This window comes from Streptomyces sp. R11, assembly GCF_041051905.1.
Classification (GTDB): domain Bacteria; phylum Actinomycetota; class Actinomycetes; order Streptomycetales; family Streptomycetaceae; genus Streptomyces.
In genome coordinates this window covers 5948384-5964727 of record NZ_CP163432.1, presented here as the reverse complement: position 1 = coordinate 5964727, position 16344 = coordinate 5948384, and the positions used below count along the sequence as shown (strand labels likewise).

At 70.8% G+C, this 16344-nt stretch carries 14 protein-coding genes; 1 reads left to right on the top strand and 13 read right to left on the bottom strand.

The features are described from left to right. Positions 1-19 precede the first annotated feature (19 nt). From AB5J55_RS27675 to AB5J55_RS27640, 8 genes are all read right to left on the bottom strand, one after another. Positions 20-634, bottom strand: a complete 615-nt coding sequence (locus AB5J55_RS27675) for a response regulator transcription factor (protein ID WP_369273228.1) — start codon at positions 632-634, stop codon at positions 20-22. Continuing rightward, complete coding sequence (locus AB5J55_RS27670) at positions 631-1800, bottom strand: sensor histidine kinase (protein WP_369273227.1); 1170 nt, start codon at positions 1798-1800, stop codon at positions 631-633. Before AB5J55_RS27670 ends, AB5J55_RS27675 begins: the two co-directional genes overlap by 4 nt. Further along, positions 1797-2537, bottom strand: coding sequence for an ABC transporter permease (locus tag AB5J55_RS27665; protein ID WP_369273226.1), 741 nt, complete (start codon positions 2535-2537; stop codon positions 1797-1799). Before AB5J55_RS27665 ends, AB5J55_RS27670 begins: the two co-directional genes overlap by 4 nt. After that, the gene (locus tag AB5J55_RS27660) at positions 2534-3487 is read right to left on the bottom strand and encodes an ABC transporter ATP-binding protein (protein WP_369273225.1); all 954 of its coding nucleotides are present in this window, start codon (positions 3485-3487) and stop codon (positions 2534-2536) included. The genes AB5J55_RS27665 and AB5J55_RS27660 overlap by 4 nt, the downstream gene beginning before the upstream one ends. Before the next feature lie 201 nt (positions 3488-3688). After that, the gene (locus AB5J55_RS27655) at positions 3689-6079 is read right to left on the bottom strand and encodes a hypothetical protein (protein ID WP_369273224.1); all 2391 of its coding nucleotides are present in this window, start codon (positions 6077-6079) and stop codon (positions 3689-3691) included. A 246-nt stretch (positions 6080-6325) separates the two neighbouring features. Then, on the bottom strand, positions 6326-6727 hold the full coding sequence (locus AB5J55_RS27650; RefSeq protein ID WP_369273223.1) for a DUF6113 family protein: 402 nt from the start codon (positions 6725-6727) through the stop codon (positions 6326-6328). Continuing rightward, positions 6724-7596 carry an N-acetyl-1-D-myo-inositol-2-amino-2-deoxy-alpha-D-glucopyranoside deacetylase gene (mshB, locus tag AB5J55_RS27645; protein ID WP_369273222.1) on the bottom strand — a complete coding sequence of 291 codons (873 nt, stop codon included), beginning with the start codon at positions 7594-7596 and terminating at the stop codon, positions 6724-6726. Before mshB ends, AB5J55_RS27650 begins: the two co-directional genes overlap by 4 nt. A gap of 45 nt (positions 7597-7641) precedes the next feature. Further along, positions 7642-7836 carry a hypothetical protein gene (locus tag AB5J55_RS27640; protein ID WP_328423806.1) on the bottom strand — a complete coding sequence of 65 codons (195 nt, stop codon included), beginning with the start codon at positions 7834-7836 and terminating at the stop codon, positions 7642-7644. A gap of 175 nt (positions 7837-8011) precedes the next feature. On the opposite strand from AB5J55_RS27640, the gene AB5J55_RS27635 reads away from it, so the two are divergent. Beyond that, positions 8012-10126 carry a prolyl oligopeptidase family serine peptidase gene (locus tag AB5J55_RS27635; RefSeq protein WP_369273221.1) on the top strand — a complete coding sequence of 705 codons (2115 nt, stop codon included), beginning with the start codon at positions 8012-8014 and terminating at the stop codon, positions 10124-10126. Between the two features lie 128 nt (positions 10127-10254). Here the strand turns inward: AB5J55_RS27635 and AB5J55_RS27630 are convergent, their stop codons facing one another. The 5 genes from AB5J55_RS27630 to AB5J55_RS27610 form a co-directional block, all read right to left on the bottom strand. Then, positions 10255-11295, bottom strand: a complete 1041-nt coding sequence (locus AB5J55_RS27630; RefSeq protein ID WP_369273220.1) for an ABC transporter ATP-binding protein — start codon at positions 11293-11295, stop codon at positions 10255-10257. Then, complete coding sequence (locus AB5J55_RS27625) at positions 11288-12262, bottom strand: ABC transporter ATP-binding protein (RefSeq protein WP_369273219.1); 975 nt, start codon at positions 12260-12262, stop codon at positions 11288-11290. The genes AB5J55_RS27630 and AB5J55_RS27625 overlap by 8 nt, the downstream gene beginning before the upstream one ends. A gap of 149 nt (positions 12263-12411) precedes the next feature. Then, on the bottom strand, positions 12412-13449 hold the full coding sequence (locus AB5J55_RS27620; RefSeq protein ID WP_369273218.1) for an ABC transporter permease: 1038 nt from the start codon (positions 13447-13449) through the stop codon (positions 12412-12414). Then, positions 13442-14365 (bottom strand): ABC transporter permease, encoded by a 924-nt coding sequence (locus tag AB5J55_RS27615; RefSeq protein WP_369273217.1) that lies wholly within the window; start codon positions 14363-14365, stop codon positions 13442-13444. The genes AB5J55_RS27620 and AB5J55_RS27615 overlap by 8 nt, the downstream gene beginning before the upstream one ends. Positions 14366-14372: 7 nt before the next feature. Continuing rightward, entirely contained in the window at positions 14373-15995 is a 1623-nt protein-coding gene (locus AB5J55_RS27610; protein ID WP_369273216.1) for an ABC transporter substrate-binding protein, read from the bottom strand. Positions 15996-16344: the final 349 nt, after the last annotated feature.

The following is a 16344-nucleotide window of genomic DNA, read 5'->3' as shown; positions in this document are numbered from 1 at the left end:
CGCTGCCCTGCTCGGCGATCTACAGCCAGCCCTTCTCCCTCGCGATCCGTACCGCCTCCGCCCTGTTGCGTACCGCCAGTTTCTGGATGGCCGTCGAGAGGTAGTTGCGGACCGTGCCCTGGGACAAGTGCAGGGACGCCGCCAGTTCGGCGTTCGTGGAGCCGTCCTCCGCTGCTCGGAGGACCTCTCGCTCGCGGTCGGTCAAGGGGTTGGCGCCCTCCGCCAGGGCCGCCGCCGCCAGGGTTGGGTCGATGACCCGTTCGCCTGCCAGGACCTTGCGTATCGCCTCGGCCAGTTGGGCCGCGGGGGCGTCCTTGACCAGGAAGGCGTCGGCGCCGGACTCCATCGCGCTGCGGAGGTAGCCGGGGCGGCCGAAGGTCGTGAGGACGACCAGCTTCACGGCCGGCAGCTCCTTGTGCAGCAGTGCCGCCGCCTCGATGCCCGTCGCGCCCGGCATCTCGATGTCCAGGAGCGCCACGTCCGCGTCGTGGTCGCGGGCCGCCGCCAGGACCTCGTCACCGCGGGCCACCTGGGCGACGACCTCGATGTCCTCCTCCAGGCCGAGCAGGGCGGCCAGGGCCTCGCGGACCATCGACTGGTCCTCGGCGAGGAGGACCTTGATCGTGCGGCTCATGAACCGGATCCTACGTCCGCCGAGATCGCGGCGGCCGGGACGCGGGCGATCAGGCGGAAGCCCTGCCGGGTACCGCCCGCCTCCAGGGTGCCGCCCGCCTTCTCCAGGCGTTCCGTCAGGCCGGTCAGGCCGTGGCCGGGGCCGTTGCCCTGGTCGCCGGAGCCGTCGTCCTCGACGGAGAGTTCGAGGACGGGGCCGTCGAGGGTCTGGCGGCGCAGGATCTCGACCGTGCAGCGCTGGGCGCCGCTGTGCCGTACGACGTTGGTGACCGCCTCGCGCAGGGCCCAGGCGAGGGCCGTCTCGCTGTCCTCGGGGACGCCCGCGAGGTCGGGCTCGGCCGGGAGTTCGGCCGTCACCCCGGCTGCCGTCAGGGCGACCCTGGCGCCCGCCAGTTCCGCCGCGAGGCGTGGGCGGCGGTAGCCCGAGACCGCCTCGCGCACGTCGACCAGGGCCTGACGGCTGACCTGCTCGATGTCGGCGACCTGCCGGGCGGCCTTGTCGGGGTGGCCGGGGAGCATACGGCCCGCGAGTTCGCTCTTGATGGTGATCAGGGAGAGGGAGTGGCCCAGCAGGTCGTGCAGGTCCCGGGCCAGACGCAGTCTCTCCTCGTTGGCGGCCAGTTGGGCGACGGTGGCGCGGGCCTCGCGCAGCGCGACGGTCGTGCGGATCAGTTCGCGTACGCCGGTCATGGCGAAGCCGCCCAGCAGGGCCGGGATCAGCAGCCCGGCCAGGAAGGCCTTGCCACCTGGTGTCGCGAAGGCGATCACGGTCATCAGCGCGGACGCGGCCGGGATCGTCCAGCGCGCCATGCGCAGCGGCAGGGCCGCGCCGGACGCGATGGAGACGTACACGAACATCACCAGCCACTCCCGCCCCAGGGTCAGTGCGAGGACCGTGGACTGGGCGGCGAGGACGCCGAGCGAGGCGAGCACGACGCTGTTGCGCTCGCCCCGGCCGGTGCGGAAGAGCAGCAGCATGTACCAGGTCACGAACGCGGCGAGACCGATCCAGCCGAGGATCCGCACGCCCGTGCTGTGACCGCCGTGCAGCAGGTCGTTGGCCGGCGCGCTCAGGTACACCAGCCAGATGCCGGTCCACAGGAGCTTGATGAACCGTTGCCTGCGATTCTCGGGGCGCTGCCCGATCCCGACGCCTGTGCCGCTCACGCCTTCAACGTGTCCTTCCGGTACAGCCAGGCCGCGCCGCCCGTGAACAGGGCGAAGGAGACGACGAGGACGACGAGGTCCTTCGCGTGCGGGGCCTGGCTCTGCTCGATGGCCTGCCCCAGCGCAGCGTACGCGTGCGTGGGCACCCAGGCGGCGATGTCCTGGAGCCACTGCGGGAAGGTCGTCGTGGGCATCCACAGGCCGCCGAGCAGGGACAATCCGAAGTAGATGATCATCGTGATCGGGCGTACCGCGTCACCGGTCGCGGAGTACCCGATCGCCACACCGAGCGCGGCGAAGACCAGGCTCCCGGCCCAGATCGCACCGGTGAGCGCGAGCCACTGCCAGGCGTCCAGCCGTACGTCCTTCACGACGGCGGCGACGACGAAGATGACGACGATCGACGGCAGACTCACCACGGCGGCGCTCGCGGTCTTGGCCAGCACATACCCGCGGCCCGGCAGGGTGGTCAGCCGCAGCTGCCGCACCCAGCCGCTCTCGCGCTCCTTGGCGATGCGCTCGCTGTTGCCCATCAGGACGGCCGTCAGCGCGCCGAAGGAGGCCATCGAGACCATCATGTACGTCGGCAGGGTCAGGCCGGTGCCGTCGACCTCGGTCGTGCTGTCGGCGCTGCCCGCGATCAGCAGGAACAGCATCGACGGGTAGAGCACCGAGAAGAACAGGAACTTGCGGTTGCGCAGGGCGCGGGTGAGTTCCAGCCGGATCAGGGCCTTCATGACGTACGTGCCTCCTCGGCGGTGGTGATGGCGACGAACGCCTGCTCGAGTCCGAGCCCGGCGACTTCGAGGTTGCGGGGGTAGAGGCCGAGTCCGTAGAGGGCGTGGACGGTCGCGTCGGCGTCGGAGGACTGGATGCGGACGGTCCGGCCGGGCCCCGCGGCGGAGCCGCTGTTGGACACCGTGAGCGTGGTGAGGAAGGGCAGGTCGCGCAGGGCGGCCTCGTCGACCGGACTGTCGGTCAGGTCGAAGGAGATCCGCCGCGCCCCGGCCTTCGCCTTGATCTCGGCCGCCGTGCCGTCGGCCAGCAGCCGGCCGCGGTGCAGGACCAGCACCCGGTCGGCGATCGCGTCCGCCTCTTCCAGGTAGTGCGTGGCGAACAGGACCGTACGGCCCTGGTCGGCCTGTTCGCGCATGGTGGCCCAGAAGGCCTGGCGGGTGGTGACGTCCATGCCGGTGGTGGGCTCGTCGAGGACGATCAGGTCGCTGTCGCCCGCGGTCGCGAGGGCGAAGCGGACGCGCTGGGACTGGCCGCCGGAGAGCTTGTCGACCTTGCGGTCGGCGATCTGTGTGATGCCCGCGCGGGCGAGCACGTCGGAGACGGGGTACGGCCGCGGATGCAGATCGCAGGCCAGCCGCACCATCTCGGCGACCGTGACCTCGCCCATCAGCCCGCCGCTCTGCAGCATGGCCCCCACCCGTCCGGCGACGATCGCCTCGCGCGGGTCGGTGCCGAAGACGCCGACCCTGCCGCTGTCGGGGCGCTTGAGGCCGAGCAGCAGATCGAGCGTGGTGGACTTGCCGGCCCCGTTCGGGCCCAGCAGGGCCACGGTCTCCCCCGGGTGCAGCGTGAGCGTGAGGCCGTCGACGGCCCGTACGTCCCCGTAGCTCTTGCTCACCTGGTCGAATCCGACCACGGCGGTCGCCGTGTTCAGCGCTGTCGTTGTCATGCACTCCAGAGTGGCCGCGCGGCCCCGGAGCCCGGCAGTGCCGGCCGTCCTGGCTGCCGGATGACAGATGTCATACGACAGCCAGGGAGCGGGTCGGACGACGGCTCGGCAACGCCCCAAGGGGCGCTGGGAACTGCGCGATCAGCCACGACGCCGCCGCAGCCGAAAGACGACATGACGCCCGCCCTGACAGCGGAGCGCCTAGCTCGGGTTGGTGTCGATGGTGACGGTGCGCTCCGCCGCCGTCTTGGCGCGCAGCGCCTTGCGCAGGGCGGAGGCGACATCCTCCGGAAGCACGTCGCGCTTGCCGCTCGCGCCGTTGATCTGCACGCCGTCGAAGGTGGCGCCGTACGCCGCCTTGAGCGCCTTGAGGTCGTACGTGTCCACGAGCTTGCCGTCGACGGCCTTGGCTCCGAGGATCTTCGGCAGTGAAAGGGAGCCGAACTGGATGCTGTGCGCGGCGTCCGTCTGGATCGTGACCTTGTTGGCCATCGCCGGTTCGGCGAACTCCTTCATGAACCGGTCGACCTCGGCGTTCGTGACCGTCGGCTGCTGGGTGGTCGTGGCGACCTGCACCGCGGACGACGCGCCCGTCTCCACCTGGGTGCGGTAGGCCTCCTGGACCGCCGCGGTGGACTTGGCGACGTCGATGCCCTTGCCCGCCTTGCCGTAGACGGCGACGGCCTTGCCGGACTCGAACTTGATCGTGCCCTCGGTCACCGAGCCGGAACCGCCGGAGACGTCCTGCAGGGCCGCCTGCAGCTTCTCCTCGTCGGTGGGCATGACCGGGTCGACGACCCGGTGGTTCCCGAACAGGGAGCCGATGACCGAGACAGGGTTGTAGTCACTGGTCGCGGCCGAGCTGACCGTCTGCTGCATGTCGAACTGCAGCCCGGCCTTGTCCGGCTCCAGGGTGACGGTCTTGCCGCCCACCGACAGCTTCAGCGGCTTGTTGACCTGCTTGTCGAAGGCGTCGTTGAGCTTCTTCAGCGCCTCGTCGCGCGTGCCGCCGCCGATGTCGACGCCGAGCACGGTGGTGCCCTTGGGCACGTCGGAGTGGGCCATCAGCAGGCCGGCGCCGTAGACGCCACCGGCGAGGACGATCACGCCGCCGCCGATCAGGGCCAGCTTGCTGCGGCCCTTCTTCTTGGGCGCGCGGGACGCCTGAGTCTGCGAAGCGGCGGGTTCCGGCAGCTTCGGGGGCGTGTGCGGCCCGGGCGCGTCGGCGCCGCCCGGCCCGAACGGCCCGCTCTTGGCGCCGGCGGGGACGACCGGGATGCCGCTGGTGACGGTGTGGCCGGAGACGTTGTCGGCGACGCCGTAGTTCGGGTGGCCGGGCTCGGGGGCCGGCTTCTGCGGGGTGAGGATCGCGGTGTCGTCGCTCATCCCGGCGCCGGGGCCGCGGCCCGGGGCGTGCGGGGAGGCGCCGGGGCCACCGGGTCCGGCGGAGATGCCGGGGCCGTTCGGACCACCCGGGCCCCCAGGTCCGGGAGGACCACCGGGACCGGAGGGGCCGCCACGGCCACTGCCGGGGCCACTTGGCCCGCCGGGCCGACCCGGGCCCGCGGAGATACCGGCACCAGCCGGGCCGCCCGGGCCGGCGGAAATACCGGAACCGCCCGGATCGCCGGGAAGACCGGCAGCACCGGGGCCGCCGGGGCCGCCGCCCGTGACCGGCGGCACCGCAGGGCCGTCGCCGGTGACCGGACCGGTCGTCGGGCCCGCGGGGCCGTGCGGGCCACCCTGGCCGCCGCGGCCGTTCGAGCCGTTGAAGTCGCTCGGGCCGCCGAAGTCGCCGGAGCCGTCGAAGCTGTTCGGGGCGTTGAAGTCGGCGGACGGGTCGAAGCCGCCCGGCCCGCCCTGGGCGCCGTATCCGCCCGGGCCGTTCGGGCCGCCCTGGCCGCCATAGCCGTTCGGGGGGCCCTGACCGTCCTGGCCGCCGCTGCCGTTCTCCGCGAAGTAGGGCAGGTCGTCGCGGCGCGCCTCGCCGCCGGGGCGCGCGCCGTTGCCGCCTCCCAGCGGGCCCGCCGCCAGCGCCTCGGTCACGTCGAAGGAACCGGTGCCGCCGCCGTGCCCCGGAGCCACGGGACCGCCGGTCGCACCGGGGAGCCCGGAGCCGCTCGCACCGCCGGGGCGCGAGCCGCCCGGCACGCTCATCGAGCCGACGACCCCGCCGGGCCGCCCGGCACCGGCGCCCGGGCCGGCGGGACCGCTCGTGCCGGGGCCCGAACCGCCGGGCAGGCCTGCACCGTTGGTGGACGCGCCGCCCTGACCGCCCTTGCCCCCCGAGGACTTGCGGGGCGCGAACCAGTCGCTGGTCTTCTCCTCCGCCTGCCCCGCGGGCTGGGCCGGGGGCTCGACGGTGCCCGTGGACATGGCGGTGGCGGCGGCCGGCTTCGACGTCTCGGCGTCCGCACCATCGACGGTGCCGGAGCTCTCGGCGTCCGCGACGGGCTTGCGCACGACGACCGGCGGAATGGGCCGGGATCCGGGGATATTGATCCGGATCCGCGTCGTCAGCGTGGTCTCGGTCTTGCGTTCCTCCGGCTGCGCGGCCGAACGGCCCGCGTCCGCACCGCTGTCGGAAGCCATGGGGGTCCCGTACGGCGGCGTGCCCGAGGGGTATGCGGCTCCACCGCGCCCGTTGGGCCCGGAGGACGGAGTGTCAGTTTCACGACTCAAGGCAGGTTCTCCCGGTTGGCTCCGCCGCCCATACCTCACTGCTTCGGGCGGCTCGGCGGCGCGCACCACCATACTGGCCACTTCTGGCGCGTATCCCACGACCGCCTTGGAAACCCACACGGGACTCGCACGAGAGCGGCATGGCGAAGTGGTACGTCAATTGCCAAGTCGGACGGCGTCGCCACCCGGTTGCCGCACAGGCGCGAGGGTGGCGCAGATCACAGCCACGGCCATGCCGCCGAGCAGGAAGAGGTAGGAGGCGGCGCCTGTGCCGAAGACGAAGTCGCCTTCGGGGCGGCTGGCGGTGAGCAGGATGACGGTGATCGTCCAGCCGCCGGCGGGCGCTACAGCCGCGGCCCGGGTGCCCATCGCGCGGGCGGCGCCCAGGCAGAGCCCGGCCTCGCCCGCGAGTGCGAGCAGCAGGCCGCCCGGGAACCACGCGGGCTGCACCAGCGCCCCGGCCACGCCGACGACCGCGCCGAGCACGAAGAGCCCGAGGTGGGCGAGGACCCGCGGGGCGGAGGGCCGCTTCAGCGGCTGGGCGAGCATCGAACTCATGACGCCTCCTCGACGGCCACACCGGCGACACCGGCGAACAGATCGGACTCCGTCCGCGCCGGCCGCTCCCCGCGCACCAACTCGTAGTACTCGGTCGTAAAGAGGGGCTGTGCGAGTTCGTTGGAGAGCGCGAAGTACGGCTCGGCCACGTCGATCTGCGTGGCGTGCGCCCGCATCGCGGCGGCCTTGGCGGGGGCGTGGGCGGTGCCGTCGATCACGGTGGTGATCCGCTCGTCGTCCACTACACCCGGCACGTCGCCCACGGTGGCGGCCTTGGCGAAGGGCAATCCGGGCAGGTCCGACTGAAGTCGGGCGAAGGCCTCCTCGGCGACCGTGCGCGGGACGCGGTTCCAGTAGATCTTGGGGATCCGCCACCCGGCGTCCGCGGCCAGCTCGGCCCCGCGCATGGCGACGCGGTGGGCCTGGATGTGGTCGGGGTGGCCGTAGCCGCCGTCGGGGTCGTAGGTGACGAGGACCTGGGGGCGTACCTCCAGGATCACCTCGACGAGCTGCCGGGCCGCCTCGTCGACGTCCGCCTGCCACAGGCTCGCGGGGTCGTCGTTGTCGGCGATGCCCATCATCCCCGAGTCCTCGAAGCGGCCCTTGCCGCCGAGGAGACGGAAGTCCTCGACGCCGAGCTCGCGCATCGCGGCCGTGAGCTCGGCCAGGCGGTGTTCGCCGAGCTCGGCTCCGGTCAGGTGGCGCAGCTCGGGGGGAATGACCTCGCCGTGTTCGCCGAGTGTGCAGGTGACCAGGGTCACCCGGGCACCCTCGGCCGCGTACCTGGCCATGGTCGCGCCGTTGTTGATCGACTCGTCGTCCGGGTGCGCGTGCACCAGGAGCAGACGCCGGTCGGGCAGTTCCGTCATGGGCCCACCCTACGAGGCGACACCGACAGCGCTGCCCGGCACGGCTCAGAACTTGATGCTGCCGATCATGCCCGCGATGTTCGTCGTCAGCTCACTGATGGTGGGAGCGACGGTCGAGGACGCCAGGTAGAAGCCGAGCAGCATGCAGACCACGGCATGGCCCGCCTTCAGCCCTGATTTCTTGACCAGCAGGAAGACGACGATCGCCAGCAGCACCACCGCCGAAATCGAGAGTGCCACGGCGGCTCACCTCCAAGAATCCCAGGCGCGGGGGTCGGACTATGGGGGCAGATAAATCCATGCAGCAGCCAGCAGGTTCATACCCACTATGCGCTTGTGATCATAACTATCCGTCCGTGCGCATCGATCGGCGCACAGCCGCACAAGGGGGCGCACTGGCCAATATGGTCAGGGCATGACGACCGAGCCTGTGTCCTTCCCCCGACGGCACGCCCGCACCCAGAGGTTCACGTTCGGCGCACCGCGCGCATTCACGGTGGCGCCCGACGGTTCCCGTGTCGTGTTCCTGCGCTCCACCTCCGGTACGGATCCGGCGAGTTCGCTGTGGGTGCTCGACACGACGGACGGCGGGGAGCGCGTGGCGGCCGACCCGCGCGCCCTCCTGGGCGGCGCCTCGGAGGACCTCTCGCCCGAGGAACGGGCACGCCGTGAGCGCAGCCGGGAGGGCGGCGCCGGCATCGTCTCCCACGCCACCGACGCGGCCGTCGAGTTGGCGTCTTTCGCCTTGTCAGGACGGCTTTTCACGGCCGAACTGCGAGCCGGTACGGCACGTGAACTCCCGGTCCCCGGGCCGGTGATCGACCCGCGCCCCTCCCCCGACGGGCGGCACATCGCGTACGTCGCGCAGGGCGCCCTGCGGGTGGTGGGCGCCGAGGGCGAGGGCGACCGCGCGCTCGCCGAGCCGGAGTCGGACGGTGTGACCTACGGCCTCGCGGAGTTCATCGCCGCCGAGGAGATGGGGCGCCACCGGGGCTTTTGGTGGGGCCCGGAGTCGGACCTGCTGCTGGTGGCGCGGGCGGACGACACGCCGGTGCGCCGGTGGTGGATCTCCGATCCGGCGCGTCCGGAGCGCGAGCCGCAGCGGGTGGCGTATCCGGCGGCGGGAACGCCGAACGCGGACGTGCGGCTGTTCGTGATCGGCCTGGACGGGGTGCGTACGGAGGTCTCCTGGGACCGGACGCGGTACCCGTATCTGGCGCGAGTGCACTGGTCAGCGGCGGGTGCACCGCTGCTGCTCGTACAGGCGCGCGACCAGCGCAGCCAGCTGTTCCTGGCCGTGGACCCGGCGACGGGGGCGACCCGGATGGTGCACGCGGACGAAGATCCACAATGGCTGGATCTTTTCCCTGGGGTCCCCTGCTGGAGCCCTGCCGGGCATCTCGTGCGCATCGCCGACGAGGGCGGCGCACGCGTCCTCACGGTGGGCGAACGCCCGTTGACCGGACCGCAGTTGCACGTCCGCGCGGTGCTGGACGTCACGTCCGACGACGTGCTGATCTCGGCGTCGGCGGGCGAGGCCGCGGCCGTTCCCGAGATCGGCGAAGTGCATGTGTACCGGGTGAACGAGCTCGGGGTGGAGCGCGTTTCACAGGAGCCGGGCGTGCACTCGGCGGTGCGCGCCGGGGGCGTGACGGTGTTGGCCTCGCACACCCTTGGCCGGCCCGGGGCTCGGGTCCAGGTGCTGCGGTACGGGAAGCCCGCGGCGACGGTCGGGTCGCATGCCGAAGATCCCGGTTTGACCCCGCGCGTGACCCTCACCGAAGGGGGCGCACGCCGCATCCCGTGCGCCGTGCTTATGCCTCGGGACTACGCCGGTGACACCCCGCTGCCGGTTTTGCTGGATCCCTACGGTGGTCCGCACGCCTCCCGGGTGGTCGCCGCGCACAACGCGTACCTCACCTCGCAGTGGTTCGCCGACCAGGGGTTCGCGGTGATCGTCGCGGACGGGCGCGGTACGCCGGGGCGCTCGCCCGCGTGGGAGAAGGCCATCAAGGACGACATCGCGGCGATCGTGGTGCAGGACCAGGTCGACGCGCTGCACGCGCTCGCCGAGCGGTTCCCGCTCGATCTGACCCGCGTGGCCATCCGGGGCTGGTCCTTCGGCGGCTACCTGGCGGGGCTCGCGGCGCTGCGGCGCCCGGACGTCTTCCACGCGGCGGTGGTCGGCGCACCGGTCACCGATCTGCGCCTGTACGACACCCACTACCAGGAGCGGTACGTCGGACACCCCGACGAGCAGCCGGAGGTCTACCGCCGCAACTCCCTGATCGACGACGCGGGCCTGGTGGACCCGGCCGAACCACACCGCCCGATGATGATCGTCCACGGCCTCGCGGACGACAACGTGGTCGTCGCCCACTCCCTGCGCCTGTCCTCGGCCCTGCTCGCCGCGGGCCGTCCGCACGAGGTGCTGCCGCTGTCCGGCGTCACGCACATGACCCCGCAGGAAGCGGTCGCGGAGAACCTGCTGCTGCTTCAGCTGGACTTCCTGCAGCGGTCCCTGGCATAGCGGCTCAAAGGCGCCCGAACTGCGTTAACACCGAGGCAACTTCACCGAAGCGGTACCGATATACGGACGGTGGAGGCTGTACAGCGTACGGCCGTGCGGGTGCCGTAAACGGGCCGGGGTGCGCCATGTCACCCCGGCCCGTTGCCTTGCGCCGCCGCGAAATGGCACGCCGAGTCGTGCGCCTCGGGCCCGCTCGGGTCCCGCAGCCGGGACGGCACCGCGAGCGCCGGCACCTGCTCGGCGCAGCGTTCCTCCGCCTTCCAGCAGCGGGTGCGGAAGCGGCAGCCGGACGGGACGTTCGTCGGGGACGGGACGTCGCCCGCGAGGATGATGCGCGCCCGGTGTTCACGGGCCTCCGGGTCGGGTACGGGGACCGCGGAGAGCAGCGCCTGGGTGTAGGGGTGCGTGGGGTGATCGTAGATCTCGGCGTCCCTGCCGATCTCCACGATCCGTCCGAGGTACATCACCCCGACCCGGTCCGAGATGTGCCGCACGATCGACAGGTCGTGGGCGATGAAGACGTAGGAGAGGTCGAACTCGTTCTGCAGGCGGTCCATCAGGTTGATGACCTGGGCCTGGACCGAGACGTCCAGCGCGGAGACGGGTTCGTCGGCGACGATCACCTCGGGGCGCAGCGCCAGCCCCCGTGCGATGCCGATGCGTTGGCGCTGGCCGCCGGAGAACTGGTGCGGGTAGCGGTTGATGTGCTCGGGGTTGAGGCCGACCACCTCCAGCAGGTCCCGCACCCGGCCGCGGCGGTCGCCCTTCGGGGCCACCTCGGGGTGGATGTCGTACGGCTCCCCGATGATGTCGCCCACCGTCATGCGGGGGTTGAGGGAGGTGTACGGGTCCTGGAAGACCATCTGGATGTTGCGGCGTACGGCCTTGAGGGCGCGGCCGGACAGTCCCGTGATGTCCTCGCCCTTGTACTTGATCGAACCGGCCGTCGGCCGTTCCAGGTTGACCAGCATCCTGGCGACCGTCGACTTGCCGCAGCCGGACTCGCCGACGATGCCGAGGGTTTCGCCGCGGTGGAGGGTGAAGTCGACGCCGTCGACGGCCTTGACCGCGCCGACCTGTTTCCTGAAGAGGATGCCCTGGGTGAGCGGGTAGTGCTTGACAAGGCCGCTCACCTCCAGAATCGGCTCGGCCGGCGCGGAACTAGCCATCCAGGCACTCCCTCCAGAAGTGGCAGGCGCTGCCCCGTACGTCGGAGACCTCGTACAGCTCGGGCACGTCGGTGCGGCACATGTCGCGGGCCATCGGGCAGCGGGGGTTGAAGGCGCAGCCCTGCGGGATGTTCATGAGGTTGGGGGGCAGGCCCTTGATGGCGTAGAGCTCCTGGCCCTTCTGGTCCAGGCGCGGGATCGACTCCAGCAGGCCCCTCGTGTACGGGTGGCCGGGCGCCTTGTAGATGTCGTGCACGGGTGCCGACTCCACGATGCGGCCCGCGTACATCACGGCGATCCGGTCCGCGACGTCCGCGACGACGCCGAGGTCGTGGGTGATGAGGATCAGGCCCATGCGGTACTCGCGCTGGAGCTCCGCCAGCAGGTCCATGACCTGGGCCTGGACGGTGACGTCGAGGGCAGTGGTGGGCTCGTCGGCGATGATGAGCGCGGGTTCGAGGGCGAGGGCCATCGCGATCATGATGCGCTGGCGCATGCCGCCGGAGAACTGGTGCGGGTACTGCTTGACGCGCTCGCGCGCGGCCGGGATGCGCACCCGGTCCATGAGCTCCACAGCCTTCACCCGCGCGTCCTTCCTCGACATGCCGCGGTGCACCACGAACATCTCGCCGAGCTGGTCGCCGACGGTCAGTACGGGGTTCAGCGACGACAGGGCGTCCTGGAAGATCATCGCCATCTCGGCGCCGCGGACCTTGCGCCGCTGCTCTTCCTTCAGCTTCAGCAGGTCCCGCCCCTGGAAGAGGATCTCGCCCCCGGTGATCCTCCCGGGCGGCATGTCGAGAATCCCCATCACCGCCTGCGCGGTCACCGACTTCCCGGACCCGGACTCCCCGAGCACGGCAAGCGTCTCCCCCGCGTCCACGCCGTAACTCACCCCGTTGACCGCCTTGGCGACTCCGTCCCGCGTCCGGAACTCCACGTGCAGATCACGCACTTCGAGCAGCATGCCGTCGGTTCACCTCACTTTCGGTTGGGACGTTGCGGGTGGCTTCGCCGAGAGGGCTGGGGGTCGGAGGAGGTGCCGCCCCGGCGGGCGTCCTGCGACCGCGGGCGCCTCGCAGGGCCGCCTCCCTCGTCGCAACCGCCACCGCGCCCTCACCGCAGCTTCGGGTCTAGGGCGTCGCGGACTGCGTCGCCCAGCATGATGAAGGCCAGGACCGTGATGGCGAGGGCGCCGGAGGGCCACAGGAGGGCGTGGGGGGCGTTGCGGATGTAGGGGGAGGCGGCCGAGATGTCGATGCCCCAGGAGACGCTCGGGGGTTTCAGCCCGACGCCCAGGTAGGACAGGGTCGCCTCCAGGGCGATGTACGTGCCCAGGGCGATGGTCGCGACCACGATCACCGGAGCGATGGCGTTGGGCGCGATGTGGCGCAGCAGGATGCGGGAGTTGGAGGCGCCGAGGGCACGGGCGGCCTGGACGTAGTCGTGCTGTTTGGCGGTGATGACGGCGCCGCGCGCGATGCGGGAGATCTGCGGCCAGCCGAGCAGCACGATGAAGCCGATGACCGGCCAGATGGAGTTGCTGGTGACCACGGACAGCAGGACCAGGCCCCCGAGGATCACCGGGATGGCGAAGAAGACGTCGGTGATGCGGGAGAGGAACGAGTCCCACAGGCCACCGAAGAAGCCGGCCAGCGCCCCGAGCACCGAGCCGAGGACCGCGACCCCGAGCGTGGCGCAGACGCCGACCGCGACGGACGTGCGGGCGCCGTAGACCGTGCGTGTGTAGACGTCGCAGCCCTGGCCGTCGTAGCCGAAGGGATGGCCGGGCGCGGAACCCTGCTGGGCCTTGGCGAGGTCGCAGGTGAGGGGGCTGCCGGAGGCGATCGCCGAGGGCCACAGGGAGATGAAGAGCAGGAACAGGATGATCAGGCCGGAGACGATGAAGACGGGGTTGCGGCACAGGTCCTGCCGGGCGTCGGACCAGAGGCTGCGCGGACGGTCGTCCGCCGAGGCCGCCGGGGCCGTTGATGGATCCGGCCCCGGCGGTCCCGTGCCCTGCGGACCTCGCGGTGCCGGCCCGACCGGCGGCCGCGGCTCCAGCGTCTGCGCCTCGCCCGCGGCCAGCTCCATCGCACCGCCCGCGCCGCTGCCGGCGATCGCCCCCTCGGACTGGAACGGCTGCTCAGGCATAGCGGATCCTCGGGTCGAGTACGGCGTACAGCAGGTCGACGACCAGGTTGCAGACGAGGAAGACGAGGACGAGGACCGTCACGAAGCCGACGACGGTCTGCGTGTTCTGGCGCAGGATGCCCTGGTAGAGCTGGTAGCCGACGCCGTGGATGTTGAAGATCCGCTCGGTGACGATCGCGCCGCCCATGAGGAAGCCGATGTCGGCGCCGATGAAGGTGACGACGGGGATGAGGGAGTTGCGGAGCAGATGCCGGGTGACCACTCGGTGCCTCGGCAAGCCCTTGGCGATCGCTGTACGGACGTAGTCGGAGCGCCGGTTCTCCGCGATCGAGGTGCGGGTCAGCCGGGTGACGTACGCCAGGGAGACCGAGGCGAGGACGAGGCCCGGGATCAGCAGCTCGCCGAAGGGGGCCTGGGAGGAGACCGACGGGCGGATCCAGCCCCACTCCACACCGAGCAGCAGTTGGAGCAGCAGGCCGGTGACGAAGGTGGGGACGGAGATCACGACGAGGGTCAGGAGCAGGACGCCGGAGTCGACGGGGCGGCCCCGCCGCAGGCCGGTGACGACGCCCAGCGTGACGCCGATGAGGACCTCGAAGAGGATCGCGACGATCGTGAGCCGGATGGTGACCGGGAAGGCCGTCGACATCAGCTCGGTGACTTCCTGGCCGTTGAACGCCGTACCGAAGTCTCCGGTGAAGACGTTCCCCATGTAGGTCAGGTACTGCTGCCACACGGGCTTGTCGAGGCCGAACTCCTTCCTCAGCTGAGCCGCCGTCGCCGCGTCGCACTGCCGGTCGCCGCACAGGCCCGCGACGGGGTCGCCCATCACGTTGACCATGAGGAAGATCAGCAGGGTGGCCCCGATGAACACCGGGACCATCTGCACCAGGCGCCGGACGACGTACCGCCCCATGACGGGCTCAGCCGACCTTGATCTCGTTGTAGACGGGGACGCTGAACGGGTTGAGGGCCACGTTCGACAGCCGCTGCGACCAGCCGGCGCTGCCGTTCTGGTACCAGAGCGGGATGGCCGCCATGTTGTCCCGGACGACCTCCTCGGCCTTCTGGAACATCTCCACGGCCTTCGCGGGGTCCGTCTCGGCGTTCGCCTCGTCGACGAGCTTGTCGAACTCCTTGCTCGACCACTTGCCGTCGTTGGAGGAGGCGTTGGTGTAGTAGAGCGGCTGGAGGAAGTTCTGGGTGAGGGGATAGTCCATCTGCCAGCCCGCCCGGAAGGGCCCGGAGAGCTTCTGGGTCGTGCTCTTGCTGCGGAAGTCGGCGAAGGTGCCGATCGGGTTGCCGACGCAGGCCCGGTCGTTGCCCAGGGCGTTGTTGATGGAGTTGCAGACGGCGTCCACCCACAGCTTGTGGGAACCGGTGTCCGCGTTGTACGTGATCTTCACCTGCCCGCCGGGCAGCCCGCCGCCTTCCTCGATCAGCTTCTTCGCGGCGGCCGCGTCGTACTGGCACCACTCACCGCACAGCCCCTCCTTGTAACCGCCCTCCGCGCCCAGGACGGGTGAGGTCCAGTCGGTCGCGGGCGTACGGGTCCCCTGGAAGATGGTCTTGGTGATCTGCTCGCGGTCGATCGCCCGGGACAGCCCCTGGCGGACCTTGACCGAGCCGGGCTTGTTCCAGGCCTTGTCGTAGTGAGGGAACGCCAGGGTCTGGATGATGCCGGCCGGGGTGTTGAGGTAGCGGTCGCCGAGGTCGCTGCGGACGTTCTTCAGCTGCTGGGCCGGTACGTCGTCGACGAGGTCGAGGTTGCCGGCCATCAGGTCGGTGTAGGCCGTGTTGTTGTCCGTGTAGACCTTGAGGGTGACGCCACCGTTCAGGGCCGCGTCCGGACCCGGGTACGCGTCCCACCTCGTGAGGCTCATCTCGGAGCCCTTGGTGTACGACGCCACGGTGTACGGGCCGTTGCCGACGGGCTTGGCGAGCCAGCCGGCGTGGTCGTCGTAGAAGGCGCGCGGCAGCGGGACGAAGGCGTTGTAGCCGAGGGTGTCGGGGAAGCTGGAGAACTTCTGGCTGAGCCGGACGGTGAACGTCCTGTCGTCGAGCACCTTCAGCCCGGACATGGTGTCGGCGCTCTGCTCGCCCTTGGCGGGATGGACCTTGTCGTAGCCGTCGATGTAGCTGAAGAAGTAGGCGTTCTTCTGGTTGTTCTTCAGGCTCGCCCCGTAGTTCCAGGCGTCCACGAAGGACTTGGCCGTGACCTTCTCGCCGTCGCTGAAGGTCCAGCCGTCCTTGACGGTGATCGTGTAGGTGCGCGAGTCGGTGGTCTCGATCCGCTCGGCGAGCATGTCCTCGGCCTCGCCGGTCTTCGGGTTGTACTGCTTCAGGCCCCGGAAGATCATGGAGAGCACCTTGCCGCCCTGCACCTCATTGGTGTTGGCGGGCTCAAGCGGGTTCTGCGGGTCGGTCCACGACGAGCTCAGCACCTCGCCGCCGGCTCCGCTGTCACCCCCGCCTCCACAGGCCGTCGCCACGAGCGCGACCGCCATCGCACATGCGGCCCGTCCGGCGAACGTGGCTCCACGCATGGAGTGCCTCCTCTGGTACTGATCCGTTACGGGCCAATATCGAGCGAAAAGGCACATATCGCACACGGACTCCGGCCAATGGAGCAACAGACCGTCCGGATGCCGGAGCTCGGGCCACACCCACGGGGCATCCGCGGGGGTCCGTACGACGCCCGTGCGACGTCCACGCGGGCGACGAAACGGACTTCTTTCATCCGGCCCAATGGATCTTCGATTTATGACGCAATGGATCTCCACCATCCGATGCCGAACCGTTGGATTACGACCGCTGGATGTACACATTTCGACACAGGAGCGTCCGCATATCGAACTCGTTGCCCGATTGGTCCAGTTAGTCCGAGTCAAGGCA